The sequence below is a fragment of the Mordavella massiliensis genome (genome assembly GCF_016902415.1).
In the GTDB taxonomy this organism is placed as follows: domain Bacteria; phylum Bacillota; class Clostridia; order Lachnospirales; family Lachnospiraceae; genus Merdimonas; species Merdimonas faecigallinarum.
The window spans coordinates 75,169-91,371 of record NZ_JACJLV010000005.1; the positions used below are offsets into that span (position 1 = coordinate 75,169).

Here is a 16,203-nt window from a genome sequence, read left to right on the forward strand (position 1 = left end):
TCACCTCCGTTATTCCTCAAACCGCACGTGGATGGAATTGGCATGTGCGGTCAGCTGTTCTGCCTTTGCAAAGGCTTCGATATCTGTATGGATTGCTTCCAGCGCTTCCCTGGAATATGCGATAATACTGGATTTCTTAATGAAATCATCCACAGACAGGGGCGAGAAGAATTTTGCGGTGCCATTGGTAGGCAGTACATGATTGGGGCCTGCAAAGTAATCTCCCAGCGGTTCGCTGGAATATTCCCCGATGAAAATAGCGCCTGCGTTGCGGATCCTTGTCATCACATCATAGGGATCTTTTGTCTGGATCTCCAGATGCTCGGACGCGATCTCATTTGCCGTCTCTATAGCCTCTTCCATGGTTTCTGCCACCAGGATATATCCGTAATGATCCAGGGACTTCTTTATGATCTCCGCCCTTGATAATTCTTTTAAAAATCCGTCAATCTCTTCAGAAACTTTTTCTGCCAGTTCCATGCTGGTTGTCACCAGGATCGCGCTTGCCAGCTCGTCATGCTCTGCCTGAGACAAAAGATCCGCAGCCACATACCGCGGATTGGCAGTCTCATCGGCGATCACCAGGATCTCGCTTGGTCCTGCGATCGCATCAATACTTACATGGCCATATACCGCTTTTTTTGCAAGGGCCACATAGATATTGCCCGGTCCGACGATCTTATCCACTTTGGGAATACTTTCTGTTCCATAAGCCAGCGCGCCGATCGCCTGTGCTCCTCCCACTTTATAGATCACATCGGCGCCGGCTTCCTTTGCAGCCACCAGTGTATTTGGCGTGATTTTTCCATCTTTTCCCGGCGGAGTGACCATCACGATCTCGTCCACACCGGCCACTTTCGCAGGCACGATGTTCATCAGCACGGAGGAAGGATATACCGCCTTGCCGCCCGGTACATAGACGCCTACTCTCTGGAGGGAAGTTACTTTCTGTCCCAGAATGGTGCCGTCCGGCTGACTGTCAAACCAGCTTCTCTGAAGCTGCTTTTCGTGGTAGGACCGGATGTTTTCCAACGCTTTTTTGATCACCCGGATCAGTTCCGGATCAGCCGCCCGGTACGCTTCCTCAATCTCTTCTTCTGTCACGCGGATCGAAGAAGCATCCACCTTTGCATGATCAAACTGGAAGGTATAGTCAAACAACGCCTGGTCCTTTTCCTCTCTGACACGGGCAAGGATGGCCTGAACCCGTTCTTCATATTCACGGTACTGATTCGGACTTCTCTTCAGAAGATCCTCCAGGATATTCTTTCTGGTATCTGCGTCCAGTTTTCTGATTCTCATAAATCTCACGCTCGCTTTCTTATCCTTTTGGGGACTAAACTATTACATGGGCACGAAGCCTGGTCAGGATCTCCCGGATCCTGTCATTTTCCATCCGAAGACTCACCGGATTGACGATCATCCTTGCCGACAGCGGGCAAACATCCTCTAACACCTCAAGCCCGTTTTCCTTCAATGTGGAGCCGGTCTCCACAATATCTACGATAACCTCTGAAAGTCCGACGATCGGTGCAAGTTCGATCGAACCGTTCAGTTTGATGATCTCCACGGTCTGATGCTTGGTATTATAGAAATAATCTTTCGCAATGTTCGGATATTTGGTTGCCACACGGATCAATTCGTGGTGGGAAAGAAGGGGCGCAGCCTCCGATCTCCCGCAGACGCACATTCTGCATTTCCCAAATCCAAGATCCAGGACTTCATGGACTTTACGGCCTTCCTCCAGGATAATGTCTTTTCCGCTCACGCCGATATCCGCCGCCCCGTACTCCACATACGTCGGGACATCCGGCCCCTTGGCCAGGAAAAAACGCAGTTTCAGTTCTTCGTTGGTAAAGATTAGCCTCCGGGAATCTTTGTCCTGCATTTCTTCACAGCTGATCCCGATCTTTTCCAGCAGTTCCATGGTCTGCTTTGCAAGGCGTCCTTTTGTCAGGGCAAATGTCAGGTATCTCATGTTTTAACTCCTATCTGTGCCATTCAGGGTCTTTTCTTCTCCGCTGACCAGATTGATCATGGTAATCTCTCCGGACTTTTTAATATAGATCAGATTCCCTGCATAATACTCTTTTCCATATTCCACATACTGCTCCAGAAGTTTATCCTTTGCCTTCTTGATCAGTTCGATATTTTTCGCTTTGCTGCGAAAGTCTTTTGCAAGAGCAATCGCTTCTTTCTGGCGTCCTTCATCATAAAGGATCATCGTATTTTTTCTGGTATATAAGATACGGATCTTCTGACGGGTCAGTGCATTCATCAATTCATCAATAACAATTCCAACCCCGATGGATGCCGACTGTTTCCCGAACTTTTCGATCAGGTGGTCATAACGGCCTCCCTTTACGATCGCATCCCCGGTTCCATAAGTATAGCCGCGGAAAATGATGCCTGTATAATATCCGTAGGTTCCCATCATACTCAGATCAAAGGTGACAAACTTCTCCACTCCGTACAGCTTCAGAAGATCATAAATTTTCTCCAGCCGCCGGAGGGCCATCACGCCTCTGGAATTGGGCGCAATATTTTTTGCCTTTTCCAGAATGTCAACACCGCCAAGAAGACCATTTAAGGAGGCAAATGCCTCTCTTGTGCTGCGCTTTACCTGAATGCTGTCCAGATATTCTTCCGCCCCGTAATAATTACGGTTAATGATCAGTTCGCGCACCCGTTCCTGCTCTTCTTCTTTTAAAGCAGCGTCTTCGATCAGGCTCTCGATAAAGGCCACATTGCTGACTGTCAGCTGAAATTCCTTCAGACCGATCGTAAGCATAGACTCGATCACCAGCGCCAGCATTTCTGCATCCGCTTCCGCCGAATCATCGCCCAGAAGCTCCGCTCCCATCTGCGTCGATTCTTTCAGGCGTCCCTGATAGCTGGAATGATTGACAAAGGTGCTGCCTGTATAACAAAGCCGGATCGGCAGTGTTTCCTCCTGAAAAAGAGTTGCAGCCGCCCGGGCGATCGACGGGGTAAAATCCGGCCGAAGCACCAGGGTGTTGCCTTCTTTATCAAAAAATTTATACAGTTCTCTGGATGAAATGGTTCCGATCTCTTTGCGGAACACGTCAAAATACTCAAATGTCGGCGTCTGGATGTCATGATATCCGTACAGATGGAATACTTTCTTTAACCTTGCTTCCAGCGCAAGCTTTTTCCCGCACTCTACGTTATAAATATCCCGGACACCCTCTGGTGTATGCAGTAATTTTTTCATAGCTCCTCCGTTACTTTAGCGTGCTACTGTATTAAATCTACAGACTCTTGAATTATAAGCATTTTCCTATTCATTGTCAAGTTGATCCCGCATCGACAGGTCCAGATTCAGCGCGTCAAGATACGGGATATAGTATCCTCTCTTAAAATCCAGAAAAAATCTCGGATCCAGTTCATCCAGGCGAAAACTCTTGCGCCCGCCTTCTTCCGCCCGCCTCCAGAAACGATACAGTTCCTGGAACCGGAGATAATAAAGCTGGTTTCTTGCAGCGTAATAGATCAGGATAAACGCTACCCCGTCCTGGCGTTCAAAGGCTTCCATAAAACGGACCTGATGTTCATGGATATTCTGTAACGGAAAGGTATCCGCCACACATTCCTTGGCGTCAAAACACACCGGGATCCCCTGTACCGCCCCGATATAGTCTACCGTACTTCTCTGATCAAAATAGGCAAGCGTGATCTGCCTGTGCTCTTTATCCATCTTCACCGGGGTTATAGGCGTAGGGATCTTCTGCATCAGCGCAAGCCCCTTCTCCTGATACCATTCATTGGTACGGTTGACCATTTCTTCTAATGTGGAACCTCTAAGGCCTCTTGAATTCCATGTTGCCATGATGTCTCCTTTATGATCTTCCAAAATTCTTCCGGCACCGCTGCAGTATACGTTTTTCCCGATACCGCCGCAAGCGGTCCTTCTGTCACAGGGAACGTAAGAGTTGCAGCGTGTAAAAGCTGCGAACAGACCCTGTATTTCTTCCGGTAGTATGCATTCCATTTCAGATCCCCGTACTTGGGGTCTCCCAGGATCGGATGTCCGATGGAGGAAAGGTGCGCGCGGATCTGATGGGTCTTTCCTGTGATCAGATGAACATTTAAAAGTGTCATCTCCTCATTCCAGGCGACAGGCCGGTAGGCTGTCCTGATCAAAGCTCCGTTATCTTCACCGATGGTCACTTGATTGGTCCGGCTGTCTTTGGAAAGCGTGCCGCTGATATATCCGCTCTTCCTGATCTGTCCCTTTACGATACAGAGATACCTCTTCTCTATCGTCCGGTCATGGAACATCTGTCCCAGCGTCTGCAGCGCAGCCACGGTCTTTCCGGCTGCCACAAGCCCGCTGGTATTCCGGTCCAGCCGGTTGCCGATCCCCGGATGAAAGGTATGCAGTTCCACTGGAGTCATCTGGCCGCTGTTAAGAAGATAAGCCGTGATCACATCTACCAGGGACAGATCCGATTCTTTTGCCTTTTGTGACAGCATCCCGGAAGGTTTATTGACCAGCAGGATCTGAGGATCCTCATAGATAATATCCAGAACCGGCGCCTTCCCTTTTGGAACGGAAGGTTTTGAGTTCTGTCCGGAAAATTTTGCGATCGTCTCATCCGAGAGAAACAACTGGATCCTGTCTCCGCAGACCAGCTTTTCCTTTCCTTCCGCCTTTTTGCCATTTAATACGATATTTTTCTTTCGAAGCATTTTATAAAAGAAGCTTGCCGGAGCATCTTTTAAATACTTTTTTAAAAATTTATCCATTCTCTGTCCGGCATCTTTTTCATTCACCAATATTTCTTTCATAGTAGTCCTTTTCAGAAACACTTATTGCTACATGGAAATGCTGTATAGAATCTTTCTGACAGCCTGATCCCGACGCTTGTCCGGCTTCTGTACCGCGGCGATGTTGCCCATTCCTTCCACACGGGCCAGAAATGCCTGATAATCATGAAAAATCTTTACCGTCATCTTATCATACCGCTGGTTTTTCAAAGTCGTTTTGATATACCGCGCCAGAATGGTTTCATCCGTCTTCGGATTCGATGTAAACCCGCATACCACATGGCCGCTGATCACCACCGCTTCCACAGACATGACCTTCTCTGTACTGGTAATGATCAGGTCATAGGCCCTGGTAAGAAGACCGGCCTTCTCTTCCAGCTCCTTGTATTTTTCCGGATCAATACTCTTGTATGGCGCCATCGTGATAAATTCCACCAGCATCTTTGTAGCCGGCAGGCAGCCGACTGCCGCCGCCACGGTAAAAAGATTCATTCTGCTTCCTGTCTGCATATAGCCCAGGATAAATACCGCCGCAACAATCGCGAACTCTGCCACCGCCAGCATAAGATACCTGAGTTTTCTGGCCTTGATATATCCCGGCTGTCCTTTTTCCAGTTTCATGATCTACTCTCCCCTTTTATCTGATCTGATTTGTACGTTTCATCAAACTTGCAAGCAGCGGATCCGGAAGGATCTTGCCGCAAATCCTTGCCGCCTTCATCGTGTTCCCGTACACGGATACAGGCTTTCCTTTTGCCGCGTCTTTTAATGCCTGCCGTACCACTTCCGACACTCCCTGGCGGAAAGCAGTCTTTAACTTTCCGGGCAGTTCTCCGGATATCTGAAAAAATTCTGTCTCCACAGGTCCGGGGCAAACGGCGGTTACCAGAATCCCCTTTCCCTTCAGTTCTTCCCGCAGCGCCATGGACAGACGATACACATAAGACTTTCCTGCGGCATATACCGCAAATCCCGGCTGCGGTGAAAAAGCCGCCGCTGATGCGATATTTACGATCCGGCTTCCTTTGCGCAGATGCGGAAGACAGATTCCTGTCATTTTCGTCAGAGAACGACAGTTTAAGTCGATCATTCCCAACTGATCTTCCAGCGGGATCTCTTCAAATCTGCCCGTCTTTCCATATCCGGCAGCATTGACCAGCATACGGATCTCTGCATTTTGCCTGTCCAGTTCTTTTTGCAGCCGTTCATAGATATAATCCCGCCTGAGATCTCCGTCAAAGATCCGCACAGGAAGCGGCGCGTCCTTTTCCAGTTCTTTCAGCCGCTCCGTCCGCCTTGCCACAACCCAGAGTTCATCCAGATGCCTGTATAATTGCGGGATCTGTCTTGCAAATTCTCTTCCGATCCCGGAGGAAGCTCCTGTAACTACTGCGATTTTCATACGTTTCCCTTCTTTTTATGAATATTCCGGATCGTCTTTTTCTTCCGGTTCCCTCTGGAAGCCTGGCCGTTTTTCCGGGGTTTTGCCCCCTGCCTCACACTCCCTTGTTCTTTTCGCGGACGGATCAGGCAGTGTCTGTCATATCCTACAAGATCCATGCGTCCGGTTTTATGAAGCGCTTCCAGGACCAGATCATATTTTTTCGGATCCCGGTACTGGATCAGCGCCCGCTGCATCGCTTTTTCATGCGGATTTTTCGGCACATAAACCGGTTTCATATCCCGCGGGTCCACACCCGTATAATACATACAGGTAGAAATCGTTGAGGGAGTGGGATAAAAATCCTGTACCTGTTCCGGCATATGTCCGATGTCCCGCAGATATTCCGCCAGTGTGACCGCTTCTTTCAAAGTCGATCCCGGATGCGAGGACATCAGATACGGGACCAGATACTGATCCTTGCCCAGTTCCCGGTTTATCTTCTGATATTTTTTCACAAAAGCCTGATATACCTGGTTCCCCGGTTTTCCCATTCTGTCAAGCACCGCATCTGACACATGTTCCGGTGCCACCTTCAACTGTCCGCTGACATGAAAGGCGCATAACTCCCGGAAAAATGTGTCGTCCGGATCTGCCATTACGTAATCAAACCGGATCCCGGAACGGATAAAAACTTTTTTTATCCCTGGAATCTCCCGCAGCTTTCGAAGCAGAGATACATAATCCTTATGATCTGCCTTCAGATTCCTGCACGGCTTTGGGAACAGGCACTGACGGTTCTTGCAGACGCCGTGTTCCAGCTGCTTTTCGCAGGAAGGCTGACGGAAATCGGCCGTCGGGCCGCCCACGTCATGGATATATCCTTTAAACTGCGGATCTTTCGTCATTTCCTTTGCTTCTTTGATCAAAGACTCATGACTTCTGGTCTGGATGATCCGCCCCTGATGAAAGGTCAGGGCGCAGAAATTACATCCCCCAAAACATCCCCTGTTGCTGACCAGCGAAAACTTTACTTCCGAGATCGCAGGCACGCCTCCGTCTTTTTCATAAGAAGGATGATACGTTTTTTCATAGGGATATGCATAGATCTCATCCATTTCTTCCTGGCCAAGAGGTCTGGCCGGCGGGTTCTGCACTACATACAGATGTCCACCGTAAGGCTCTGCCAGGCATTTCCCCGTAAAAGGATCGGTATTACAGTACTGCGTGTAAAAACTCCTGGCATAGGCCAGCCTGTCCGCACACAGTTCCTCATAATCCGGAAGCACTTCCGGCTCATATACACAGTCCAGAGAACGTGTTTTAAATACGGTTCCCGGAATAAACGTAAGATCCTTCACCGCGATCCCCGCTTCCAGCGCATCGGCAATCTCCAGTATGGAGCGCTCGCCCATTCCGTAAGAAATAAGATCCGCGCCGGAATCCAGCAAAATGGATCGCTTCAGCTGATCCGACCAGTAATCATAGTGCGCCATTCTTCGAAGACTGGCTTCGATCCCGCCCAGGATAACAGGCGTATCCTTGTATGTCTGCCGGATCAGGTTGCTGTACACAACGGCGGCATGATCCGGACGTCTTCCCATCACTCCGCCTGGTGTATAGGCATCCGTTTTTCTTCTTTTTTTCGAAACCGTATAATGATTCACCATGGAATCCATGTTGCCGGCAGACACCAGAAACCCCAGCCTTGGCTCTCCATATTCCGTAACCGAAGCGCTGTCCTTCCAGTCCGGCTGGGCGATGATGCCGACCTTATATCCATGAGCCTCCAGATGCCGGGTAATGATGGCGTGTCCAAAGGACGGATGGTCCACATAGGCATCTCCGGACACGTAGACAAAATCCACCCGGTCCCATCCTCTATCGATCATATCCTGCCTGCACAGAGGCAAAAACCCTTGTTTCATTCCAGCACCTCATATGTCTCATTGGAAATATCATAGTAATCATTGATATAATAATCGGCCAGTTCTTTTTTCTTCCCGCGCTGAAGACTGGAAAAAGCATCTTCCACAGCGCAGACCTTCATTCCCGCATTTTTTCCTGCCAGGATTCCCATGGGTACGTCTTCAAACACCAGGCATCTTTCCGGCTCCACCTTTAGTTCCGCGGCAACCATAAGATAAACATCCGGGGCAGGTTTTCCGGCTCCCGCTTCCCCTGCGGTACGCACCACGTCAAACAGGCCGCTGATCTTTAACGCGTCAAGGGCGTCTTCTGTCAGTTCTCTGGCATTACTGGTTGCAATCCCGATCCTCTTTCCCTGGGACTTCATCTCTCGGATAAAAGAATGAACGCCCCCTTTCATTGTCACCTGCGTGCGGTACTTGTCCCTGGCCATCTGCATCCATTCCTCCATCACCTGTTCTCTGGTGCGGGAAAGCCCGGGAAACGTATCCAGAAAGAACTGTGCCACCTCCGGATAACTCATTCCTTCCATGGATTCATGAAAGCGTTCCGGCTTTGTCAGCTGATATTTATTTAAATAATCATCATCAATGGACGGCCATATCCACATCGAATCCAGAAGGGTCCCGTCCATATCAAAGATGATCCCGTCAATGCCTTCCAGCATTTTCGTCTGTAACATTCTTAAGCTCCTCTCTTGTCAGGGGCCGGTATTCTCCGGGTTTTAAAGCCGGATCAAGCTTAAGGCTCCCCATGGTCAGACGTTTCAGATAAATCACCCGCATTCCGGCCGCCTGAAACATCCGCTTGATCTGATGGTATTTTCCTTCATGGATCGTCAGATAGACTTCTGAAACTTCCCCGCTCCTTTGTATCTCAAGCTTTGCAGGCCTTGTCATCTCTGTCTGTCCGTTTTCACCGATATCGATCCCTGAGGCGAAAGTTTGCGCCAGTTCTTCGGTCACAAGTCCTTCTACCCGCACAAAATAAGTCTTGTCCACATGGCGGGACGGAGAAAGAAGGCGGTGTGCAAGAGTCCCGTCATTGGTAATGAGCAGCAGTCCTTCCGTATCTTTATCCAGCCGGCCGGCAGGAAACAGATCCTTCCTTTTTTTCTCCCGGATCAGATCCACTGCCGTCGTATCTCTTGCATCTGTCGTGGCTGACACCACCCCTGCCGGTTTATTCAGCATATAGTATTCATAAGCCGCATACGCGACCTGTTCTCCCTGAAAAGTAACCAGGTCTTCCGTCTCACGGATCTTTTGTTCCGGCCCTGCGGCCGTCTCCCCGTTGATACAGACCATTCCTTTTCTGATATATTTTTTCACTTCCTGCCTGGAACCGACTCCCATCTCAGCCAGGAATTTATCCAGGCGCATCATCCGCAAATCCTCCATCCCGGAAGATATTTGTTCTTTAAAATCCCGCGGCTTACTTTGCCCCATCCAAGAGGAAAACCGTCCACACAGACCAGATACCATCCGCCGGCCTGTCCGCCGGCCAGATCTTCCACATCCAGCGTCTCACCCTTCAGATACCGGACAACCCGTTCGTCCTCACAGGAAAGATCGATGCAGGCATCACAGCTGTCTTTTCCAAGAGTCATCGCAAGCGCCTGGCTGGGTTCAAAACGGTTCTTTTTCAATTCTCCCAGGAGAAGGCCTGTCCGCAGGAAGCGAAGTCCCTTCAGATCCGGCAGCCCTTCCGGCATCTCATAGATCTTGTCTCCCCGTATCTCCAGCCGGTCCGGCCTGAGAGGTCTTGAGATGTGTTTCCAGAATTCTGTCAGTTCCTCCGGCACCCGTTCCTTCCTTCCGGCAGATGTTTTTGTAAATGTATGTGAAGGAGCGTGGTCTATTAACTCCTCCCCGGCCTTTTCGTCTCTTTTGTGAAGGAGCGCAAGATAATGGCCTTCCCCCTTCATCCGGTGTGGGAAAATCCTGACGGTTCTGGAAAGTTCTTCCGGCCCCTCTTCTGCCTGTTCCGGCATTCCGGGAGCGAACCCCTCGTATGGTTCTATAGAAAGAATCTCAAACCGGGGGTCTTCTTTTAAAAGATGGGCAATAATCTGTTCATTTTCCCGGCTGTCAAACGTACAGGTAGAATAAAGAAGCATCCCGCCCGGTTTCAGCATTCCGGCCGCCTGACAGATCAGGTTTCTCTGGATATTACTGAAAAACTCCGGTCCATGTTCTTCCCATGCGCGGACCATTTTTTTATCTTTACGGAACATCCCTTCTCCGGAGCAGGGCGCATCGATCAGTATCTTATCAAAATATTCTGGAAAGAATCCGGCCAGCTTTCCCGGTTCCTCACAGGATACCAGTACATTTCCGATTCCAAACACTTCTATATTTTTTAAGAGACCTTTTGCCCGGGAACTGCTGATATCATTGGCAACCAGAAGTCCCTCGCCGGTAAGTTTTGCCCCCAGTTCCGTTGCCTTTCCGCCGGGCGCCGCACACAGATCCAGCACCTTGTCTCCCGGTTCCACTGGCAGACGGCTGGCCGGCGTCATGGCGCTTGGCTCCTGCAGGTAAAAAAGCCCTGCATAATAATAGGGATGCTTTGCCGGGGAAACCGTCTCTCCGTCATAATAAAATCCATTGGGGATCCAGGGGACCGGACGGATCTCAAAAGGACAGATCTTCTGAAATTCGGGTACTGTAATCTTTCCGGTGTTTACCCTGAGTCCGTAATATCTGGGTTCCTCATAACAATCTATATATTCCTGAAACTCCTCTTTCAGAAGTCCCTTCATCTTTTCTTCAAATGCGCGGGGCAGATTCATAACATTCCTCCGTTCTGAATTTTGGCACATACATATTCAAAGTATAACACAATCCACACCATAACTCTAGGAATATGCATATTTTAATTTATGTTTTTCCAGATAACACAGTAAATGATAAGGATTAAAACTATATTCCTCACCATTTTGATAGAGATAAATCCCAAAATGCAGATGTACATCAAACTGTCCCGTCGTTCCTTCCGGTCCGTACCCGGAATCTCCCATATACCCCAGAAGCTCTCCCGCCCTGACCCGGTCGCCCTCCCGGATATTGGCATAAGACTCCAGATGAGCGTAGTAATAATAAGTACCACTTTCAGAAGTGATCCCGACCCTGTAACCGCCTTTTTCCAGCCAGCCAAGATTTGTCACCGTCCCGTCAGAAACGCTCAACACCGGATAAATCCCTCTTTCATTCCTGGCAGCCATAAGATCTGTCCCTTCATGCCCCGATTCTCCCCCGTAATTTCTTTCCTGCATCCAGGAATCCGTGTAGCTGACTGAAAGGGATTTATCCACAGTAGACTCGGGAATCGGGAAATAAACCGCTTCCTTTTCCACATTTGTAAGAAATGTCTGACACTCAAAAGACAGATGCTGATCGCTTCTCATACTCTCACTGAAGAAATCCCGGCGGTATCCCGCGTCCTCCAGCGTCAGATCCTGCGCCTGAAACTGACGGCTTTTTTCCAGCATAGAATGAATGCCCAGAACACTGAAAAGCGCAAGAAGGATCAGAAGAATCATACTGTTTTTATAAAACCGGCGTTTCATTTTCTTTCCCTTTTTCTATCATTTCATGCCAGTATATGAATCTTCGCGCGAAAAAAGACCGCCGTCCTTTCAAGAAGAACGGCGGTCTGAAACATTACAGGATATTATTTACATTTTTTCAGAATTGCCAGAAGATATTCCCAGGTTCTCTTTGTAGATGCGATATCCAGATGCTCGTTAAAGGAGTGAATATCCAGCAGGTTCGGTCCGCAGGATACGCAGTCCAGATCCGGACGTTTGCCTAAGAAGAGACCGCATTCCAGTCCTGCATGAACAGCGGATACTACCGGCTCTTTGCCATACAGTTCCTTATAGGTCTCTACCATGATCGGACGGAGTTTGGAATCTGCCTTAAACTGCCATGCCGGATATTCTCCGGTCGTCTCTCCCTTTCCTCCGGCCAGGATCGCACACTGCTCTACCTGCTCTCTCATCTGCTGTTTTCTGGTCTCTACAGAACTTCTGATCAGGTACTGTGTGGTCACGGAAGTATCGTCACATTCCACTACGCCAAGGTTCAGAGAACTTTCCACAATTCCCTTTAACTTCCGGCTGTACTCCTGCAGTCCATTAGGAGCCACTTCCAGATATGCGATCACTCTTCTGGTAGAATCTTTGTCATAGGCATCCATATGTACGTCTGCTGTCACCTCATAATCCACGGCAAGTGTCGGCTCCTCACCCATAAACTCGTCCAGCCAGATCTGACGCATCTCGTCGGTCATTTCCTGCACTTTTGCCGCCTGATCTGCCGGTACCAGCACGCCTGCAGAAGCATTCATGGTAATGACATTATCCTTGCTTCCTCCGCAGATCTCTGTCAGGCGCAGGTCCGTCTCTTTCCCCAGACGATACAAAAGTCTGCCCATCATCTTATTGGCATTGCCTCTCTGTTTGTGGATCTCATTACCAGAATGTCCGCCCAGAAGGCCATGGATATTGATTTTTACCAGTGTACCTTCTGCAGCTTCTTTTTTCATCGGGATCACGGTCTTATAAAAGATTCCGCCGGCACATCCTGTAGTCAGGATTCCTTCTTCTTCCGAGTCAATGTTGATCAGCATCTTTCCCTTTAACTGAGAAAGATCTACCGCTTCAGCGCCGCCCATTCCCAGTTCTTCATCAACGGTAAATACCGCTTCAATGGGCGGATGCGGGATATCCTTGCTGTCCAGGACCGCCATAGCCATCGCTACCGCGATACAGTCATCTCCCCCAAGAGATGTGTTTCTGGCTCTGACATACCCGTCCTCCACATAAAGATCCAGTCCGTCTTTTGTGAAGTCATGATCGGAATCCGGAGTTTTCTCACAGATCATATCCAGATGTCCCTGCAGGATCACCGGTTCGCTGTTCTCATAACCGGCTGTTCCCGGTTTTTTGATGATCACATTGTTGGTGTCATCCTGAGATACCTCCAGTCCCCTTTCTTTCGCAAATTCCACACAATAGTCACTGATCCGTTTGGTGTCAAATGTGGCATGCGGAATTTTGCAGAGTTCCTCAAAGAAATGGAACACCTGCTTTGGTTCGAGATTTTCTAATACTGCCATTTCTATTCCCTCTTTTCTTTTGATTTTTCACTCTATGCCTATTATGGAACATTTAACATAAAAATTCAAGCTTCCCCATAAAATTGAACCAAGAAATCTACGAAAGGTTTTCCCACTATGAAACGCCCTTTTTTCGCAGCTTGGTCTCTCCTGTTTTTCGTCCTTCTCCTTGCTTTTCCGGATACCGTATTCCAGGGCGCCACAAGCGGCCTTCTCCTCTGGTTTCGCACTGTCCTGCCTACGCTTCTGCCGTTTTTTATTGTCTCTGGATTCCTGATCCGGACAGACGCGGTCGTCTGGATCTCCAAATGGCTGTCTCCTTTTCTTTGCCGCATCTTCCGGATCTCTCCTTATGGAGCCTTTGCCATGTTGTGCGGCTTTTTGTGCGGCTATCCCATGGGCGCTAAAACCACGGCGGATCTTGTACGGGAAGAAAAGATTTCTCCGTCTGAAGGCAATTACCTTCTTTCTTTCTGCAACAATGCAAGCCCTGGTTATATCGCCAATTTCCTGACCGTGCAGTGCCTGAAAAGCCCTTCTTTCACCCTTCCCTCCGTCTGCCTGCTCCTTCTGGTCCCCATGGTCTGTTCCCTGGGATTCCGGCAGCTCTTCCGGTCCGGCAATTACAGGGATGAAAAACCTTTTTCCAGACAGCCGGGCCCGGATTCCGGCAGTTCCTGTTCTGCAGATGACTGCATCATGGACGCCCTGGAAAATATTGCGCGGATCGGCGGATACATTATGCTCTTTTCCATTCTTTTTTCAGTCCTGCGTCTGATCCCGGACCCGCCTTTCCTGATCCGCCTGATACTCATCCCCTCACTTGAGATGACAAACGGCGCCGTGTACCTGTGCAGCCTTGACCTTGCTCCGGCTGTAAAATATGCTCTCGTGATCTTTCTTACCTCTTTTGGCGGATTCTGCTGCGCCGCTCAGACAGCTTCTGTGATCCGCGGGACAGGACTTATGTTTTGGCCTTATATGGCAGAAAAGCTGGCCGCAGCAGTTGCGTCCAGCTTCCTTGCATTTGTATTCTATCCGGTTTTCTGTACCCTTTAACGGTCTTTCACATCAATGTGCAGTTCCTTAAGCTGCCTCTCCTCTACTTCCGAGGGGGCTCCCATCATGATATCCTGTGCATTCTTGTTCATCGGAAAAGCAATCACTTCCCGGATAGACTCCTCTGCGCAAAGCAGCATCACCATCCGGTCTACTCCCGGAGCAATGCCCGCGTGCGGCGGTGCTCCATAGGTAAACGCCGTATACATGGCCGGGAATTTTGCCTTTACTTCCTCTTCTCCCAGGCGCACCAGTTCAAAAGCCTTGATCATGATCTCCGGATCATGATTACGGACGGCGCCGGAAGAAAGCTCTACGCCGTTACATACCAGATCATACTGATCCGCAAGGATGTCAAGCGGATCGATCTCGCCGCGCTCCGCTTTCAGAAGAACCTCCATCCCTCCGGACGGCATGGAAAATGGATTGTGGCAGAATTCCAGTTCCCCGGATTCTTCTCCAATCTCGTACATCGGGAAATCAACGACCCAGCAGAACGCATATTTTTCTTTGTCCATATGCCCCTCGCAGGCCTCTCCCAGTTTTTTCACCGCAACACCGGCCGTCTTCTGCGCGTCTGCAAGCTTTCCGGCTGATAAGACCACCAGCATGGAAGGTTGCAGTCCCAGTCTTTCGGTCAGGGACGGGATCAGATCTTCCTGCGCATTGATAAATTTCGCAATGCCGCCATTGATGGCGCCATTTTCATCTGTCTTAAACCAATATGCCTTGCTGCCGGACTGCACCTCGATCTCCGCGCAGATCTTATCAATAGCCTTTCTGGTCAGATGACAGTCGGAAACCGGAACCGCTTTGATGCTTTGATCCCGGAACGGATCAAAACCAATCTCCTGAAGAAGGTCTGTCACGTCTGCAACCTTCAGATCGATCCGCAGGTCAGGCTTATCCGTGCCATACTCTTCCATAGCCTGTGCATAGGGGATTCTGACAAATGGCGCGCCGGATGCCCTGTCATAAACGCCGTAAGTTTCAAATACCGGCGGAAGGACGTCTTCGATCACTGCAAAGACATCTTCCTTTGAGGCAAACGCCATCTCCATATCCAGCTGGTAAAATTCTCCTGGCGAACGGTCTCCTCTGGCATCCTCGTCCCGGAAACAGGGCGCGATCTGGAAATACCGGTCAATCCCCGATGCCATCAGGATCTGCTTAAACTGCTGCGGCGCCTGGGGAAGCGCATAGAACTTTCCCGGATGTTTTCTGGCCGGCACCAGGTAATCTCTGGCTCCTTCCGGAGAAGAAGCTGTCAGGATGGGCGTCGTGATCTCCAGAAAACCATGTTCTGTCATGGCGCTTCGAAGAGCGGAAATAATCTGGCTTCGCAGCACGATCTTCTGCTGCACCTCCGGATTTCTCAGATCCAGATATCGGTATCTGAGACGCAGGGACTCATCTGCATTCCGGGAATGCCGGATCTCGAAGGGCAGTTCCTGATGGGTGCACCGCCCCAGAACCCGGATCGTGCCGGGTATCACTTCGATCTCTCCGGTGGGGATCTTGTAATTCACATTACTCCGCTCCCGCACCAGGCCAGTAACCGAGATCGTGGACTCCTTATTGATATCTTTGACAACCGCCATTAATTCCTCTGTTTCGATCACAACCTGCGTGATCCCATAAAAATCCCGGACCACCACAAAGGCAAGACTGCTTCCCACCTCCCGCACATTTTCCATCCATCCTACGATGGTCACCTGCTGCCCGGCATGTTCTTTGCGTAATTCCCCGCATGTATGGGTTCTTGACTGAAACATCTGCACACTGTTCTCCTTTCAAATCGTAAATATACATAGGCGTTTGCGAAACGCCAAAAGCCGCATAAATACGGCATTTTTTGTTGCCAAAATAAAATATCTCCTCAAGGTTTATGGTAAAATAGAGTTGACTAGAAACTATTA

Annotated in this window: 15 protein-coding genes; 1 reads left to right on the forward strand and 14 read right to left on the reverse strand. The window is 49.5% G+C overall.

The window, feature by feature from the left end:
• Positions 1-9: 9 nt before the first annotated feature.
• The 13 genes from hisD to H6A13_RS02750 form a co-directional block, all read right to left on the reverse strand.
• A complete protein-coding gene (hisD, locus tag H6A13_RS02690) occupies positions 10-1,302 on the reverse strand; it encodes a histidinol dehydrogenase (protein WP_204908084.1) in 1,293 nt (430 codons plus the stop codon).
• 34 nt (positions 1,303-1,336) lie between these two features.
• A complete protein-coding gene (hisG, locus tag H6A13_RS02695) occupies positions 1,337-1,978 on the reverse strand; it encodes an ATP phosphoribosyltransferase (RefSeq protein ID WP_204908085.1) in 642 nt (213 codons plus the stop codon).
• 3 nt (positions 1,979-1,981) lie between these two features.
• The gene (gene hisZ, locus H6A13_RS02700) at positions 1,982-3,235 is read right to left on the reverse strand and encodes an ATP phosphoribosyltransferase regulatory subunit (protein ID WP_204908086.1); all 1,254 of its coding nucleotides are present in this window, start codon (positions 3,233-3,235) and stop codon (positions 1,982-1,984) included.
• Between the two features lie 66 nt (positions 3,236-3,301).
• Positions 3,302-3,850, reverse strand: coding sequence for a Holliday junction resolvase RecU (locus tag H6A13_RS02705; RefSeq protein ID WP_204908087.1), 549 nt, complete (start codon positions 3,848-3,850; stop codon positions 3,302-3,304).
• Positions 3,808-4,812: an RluA family pseudouridine synthase gene (locus H6A13_RS02710; RefSeq protein ID WP_204908088.1), complete on the reverse strand. Its 1,005-nt coding sequence runs from the start codon at positions 4,810-4,812 to the stop codon at positions 3,808-3,810. Before H6A13_RS02710 ends, H6A13_RS02705 begins: the two co-directional genes overlap by 43 nt.
• Positions 4,813-4,839: 27 nt before the next feature.
• On the reverse strand, positions 4,840-5,412 hold the full coding sequence (locus H6A13_RS02715; RefSeq protein WP_207751829.1) for a hypothetical protein: 573 nt from the start codon (positions 5,410-5,412) through the stop codon (positions 4,840-4,842).
• 16 nt (positions 5,413-5,428) lie between these two features.
• Positions 5,429-6,193, reverse strand: a complete 765-nt coding sequence (locus H6A13_RS02720) for an SDR family NAD(P)-dependent oxidoreductase (protein WP_204908089.1) — start codon at positions 6,191-6,193, stop codon at positions 5,429-5,431.
• Positions 6,190-8,100 (reverse strand): YgiQ family radical SAM protein, encoded by a 1,911-nt coding sequence (locus H6A13_RS02725; RefSeq protein ID WP_204908090.1) that lies wholly within the window; start codon positions 8,098-8,100, stop codon positions 6,190-6,192. Before H6A13_RS02725 ends, H6A13_RS02720 begins: the two co-directional genes overlap by 4 nt.
• Positions 8,097-8,783: an HAD family hydrolase gene (locus H6A13_RS02730; protein ID WP_243416445.1), complete on the reverse strand. Its 687-nt coding sequence runs from the start codon at positions 8,781-8,783 to the stop codon at positions 8,097-8,099. The genes H6A13_RS02725 and H6A13_RS02730 overlap by 4 nt, the downstream gene beginning before the upstream one ends.
• Positions 8,752-9,486, reverse strand: a complete 735-nt coding sequence (locus H6A13_RS02735) for a pseudouridine synthase (RefSeq protein ID WP_204908091.1) — start codon at positions 9,484-9,486, stop codon at positions 8,752-8,754. The genes H6A13_RS02730 and H6A13_RS02735 overlap by 32 nt, the downstream gene beginning before the upstream one ends.
• On the reverse strand, positions 9,483-10,895 hold the full coding sequence (locus H6A13_RS02740) for an RsmF rRNA methyltransferase first C-terminal domain-containing protein (RefSeq protein WP_204908092.1): 1,413 nt from the start codon (positions 10,893-10,895) through the stop codon (positions 9,483-9,485). Before H6A13_RS02740 ends, H6A13_RS02735 begins: the two co-directional genes overlap by 4 nt.
• 66 nt (positions 10,896-10,961) lie before the next feature.
• Complete coding sequence (locus H6A13_RS02745) at positions 10,962-11,672, reverse strand: M23 family metallopeptidase (protein WP_204908093.1); 711 nt, start codon at positions 11,670-11,672, stop codon at positions 10,962-10,964.
• A 104-nt stretch (positions 11,673-11,776) separates the two neighbouring features.
• Positions 11,777-13,225, reverse strand: a complete 1,449-nt coding sequence (locus tag H6A13_RS02750; RefSeq protein WP_204908094.1) for an aminoacyl-histidine dipeptidase — start codon at positions 13,223-13,225, stop codon at positions 11,777-11,779.
• Between the two features lie 117 nt (positions 13,226-13,342).
• Between H6A13_RS02750 and H6A13_RS02755 the strand changes: the two genes are divergently transcribed.
• On the forward strand, positions 13,343-14,284 hold the full coding sequence (locus H6A13_RS02755) for a nucleoside recognition domain-containing protein (protein WP_204908095.1): 942 nt from the start codon (positions 13,343-13,345) through the stop codon (positions 14,282-14,284).
• Here H6A13_RS02755 and aspS read toward each other — a convergent pair.
• Positions 14,281-16,059, reverse strand: a complete 1,779-nt coding sequence (gene aspS / locus H6A13_RS02760) for an aspartate--tRNA ligase (protein ID WP_204908096.1) — start codon at positions 16,057-16,059, stop codon at positions 14,281-14,283. The genes H6A13_RS02755 and aspS overlap by 4 nt on opposite strands.
• Positions 16,060-16,203: the final 144 nt, after the last annotated feature.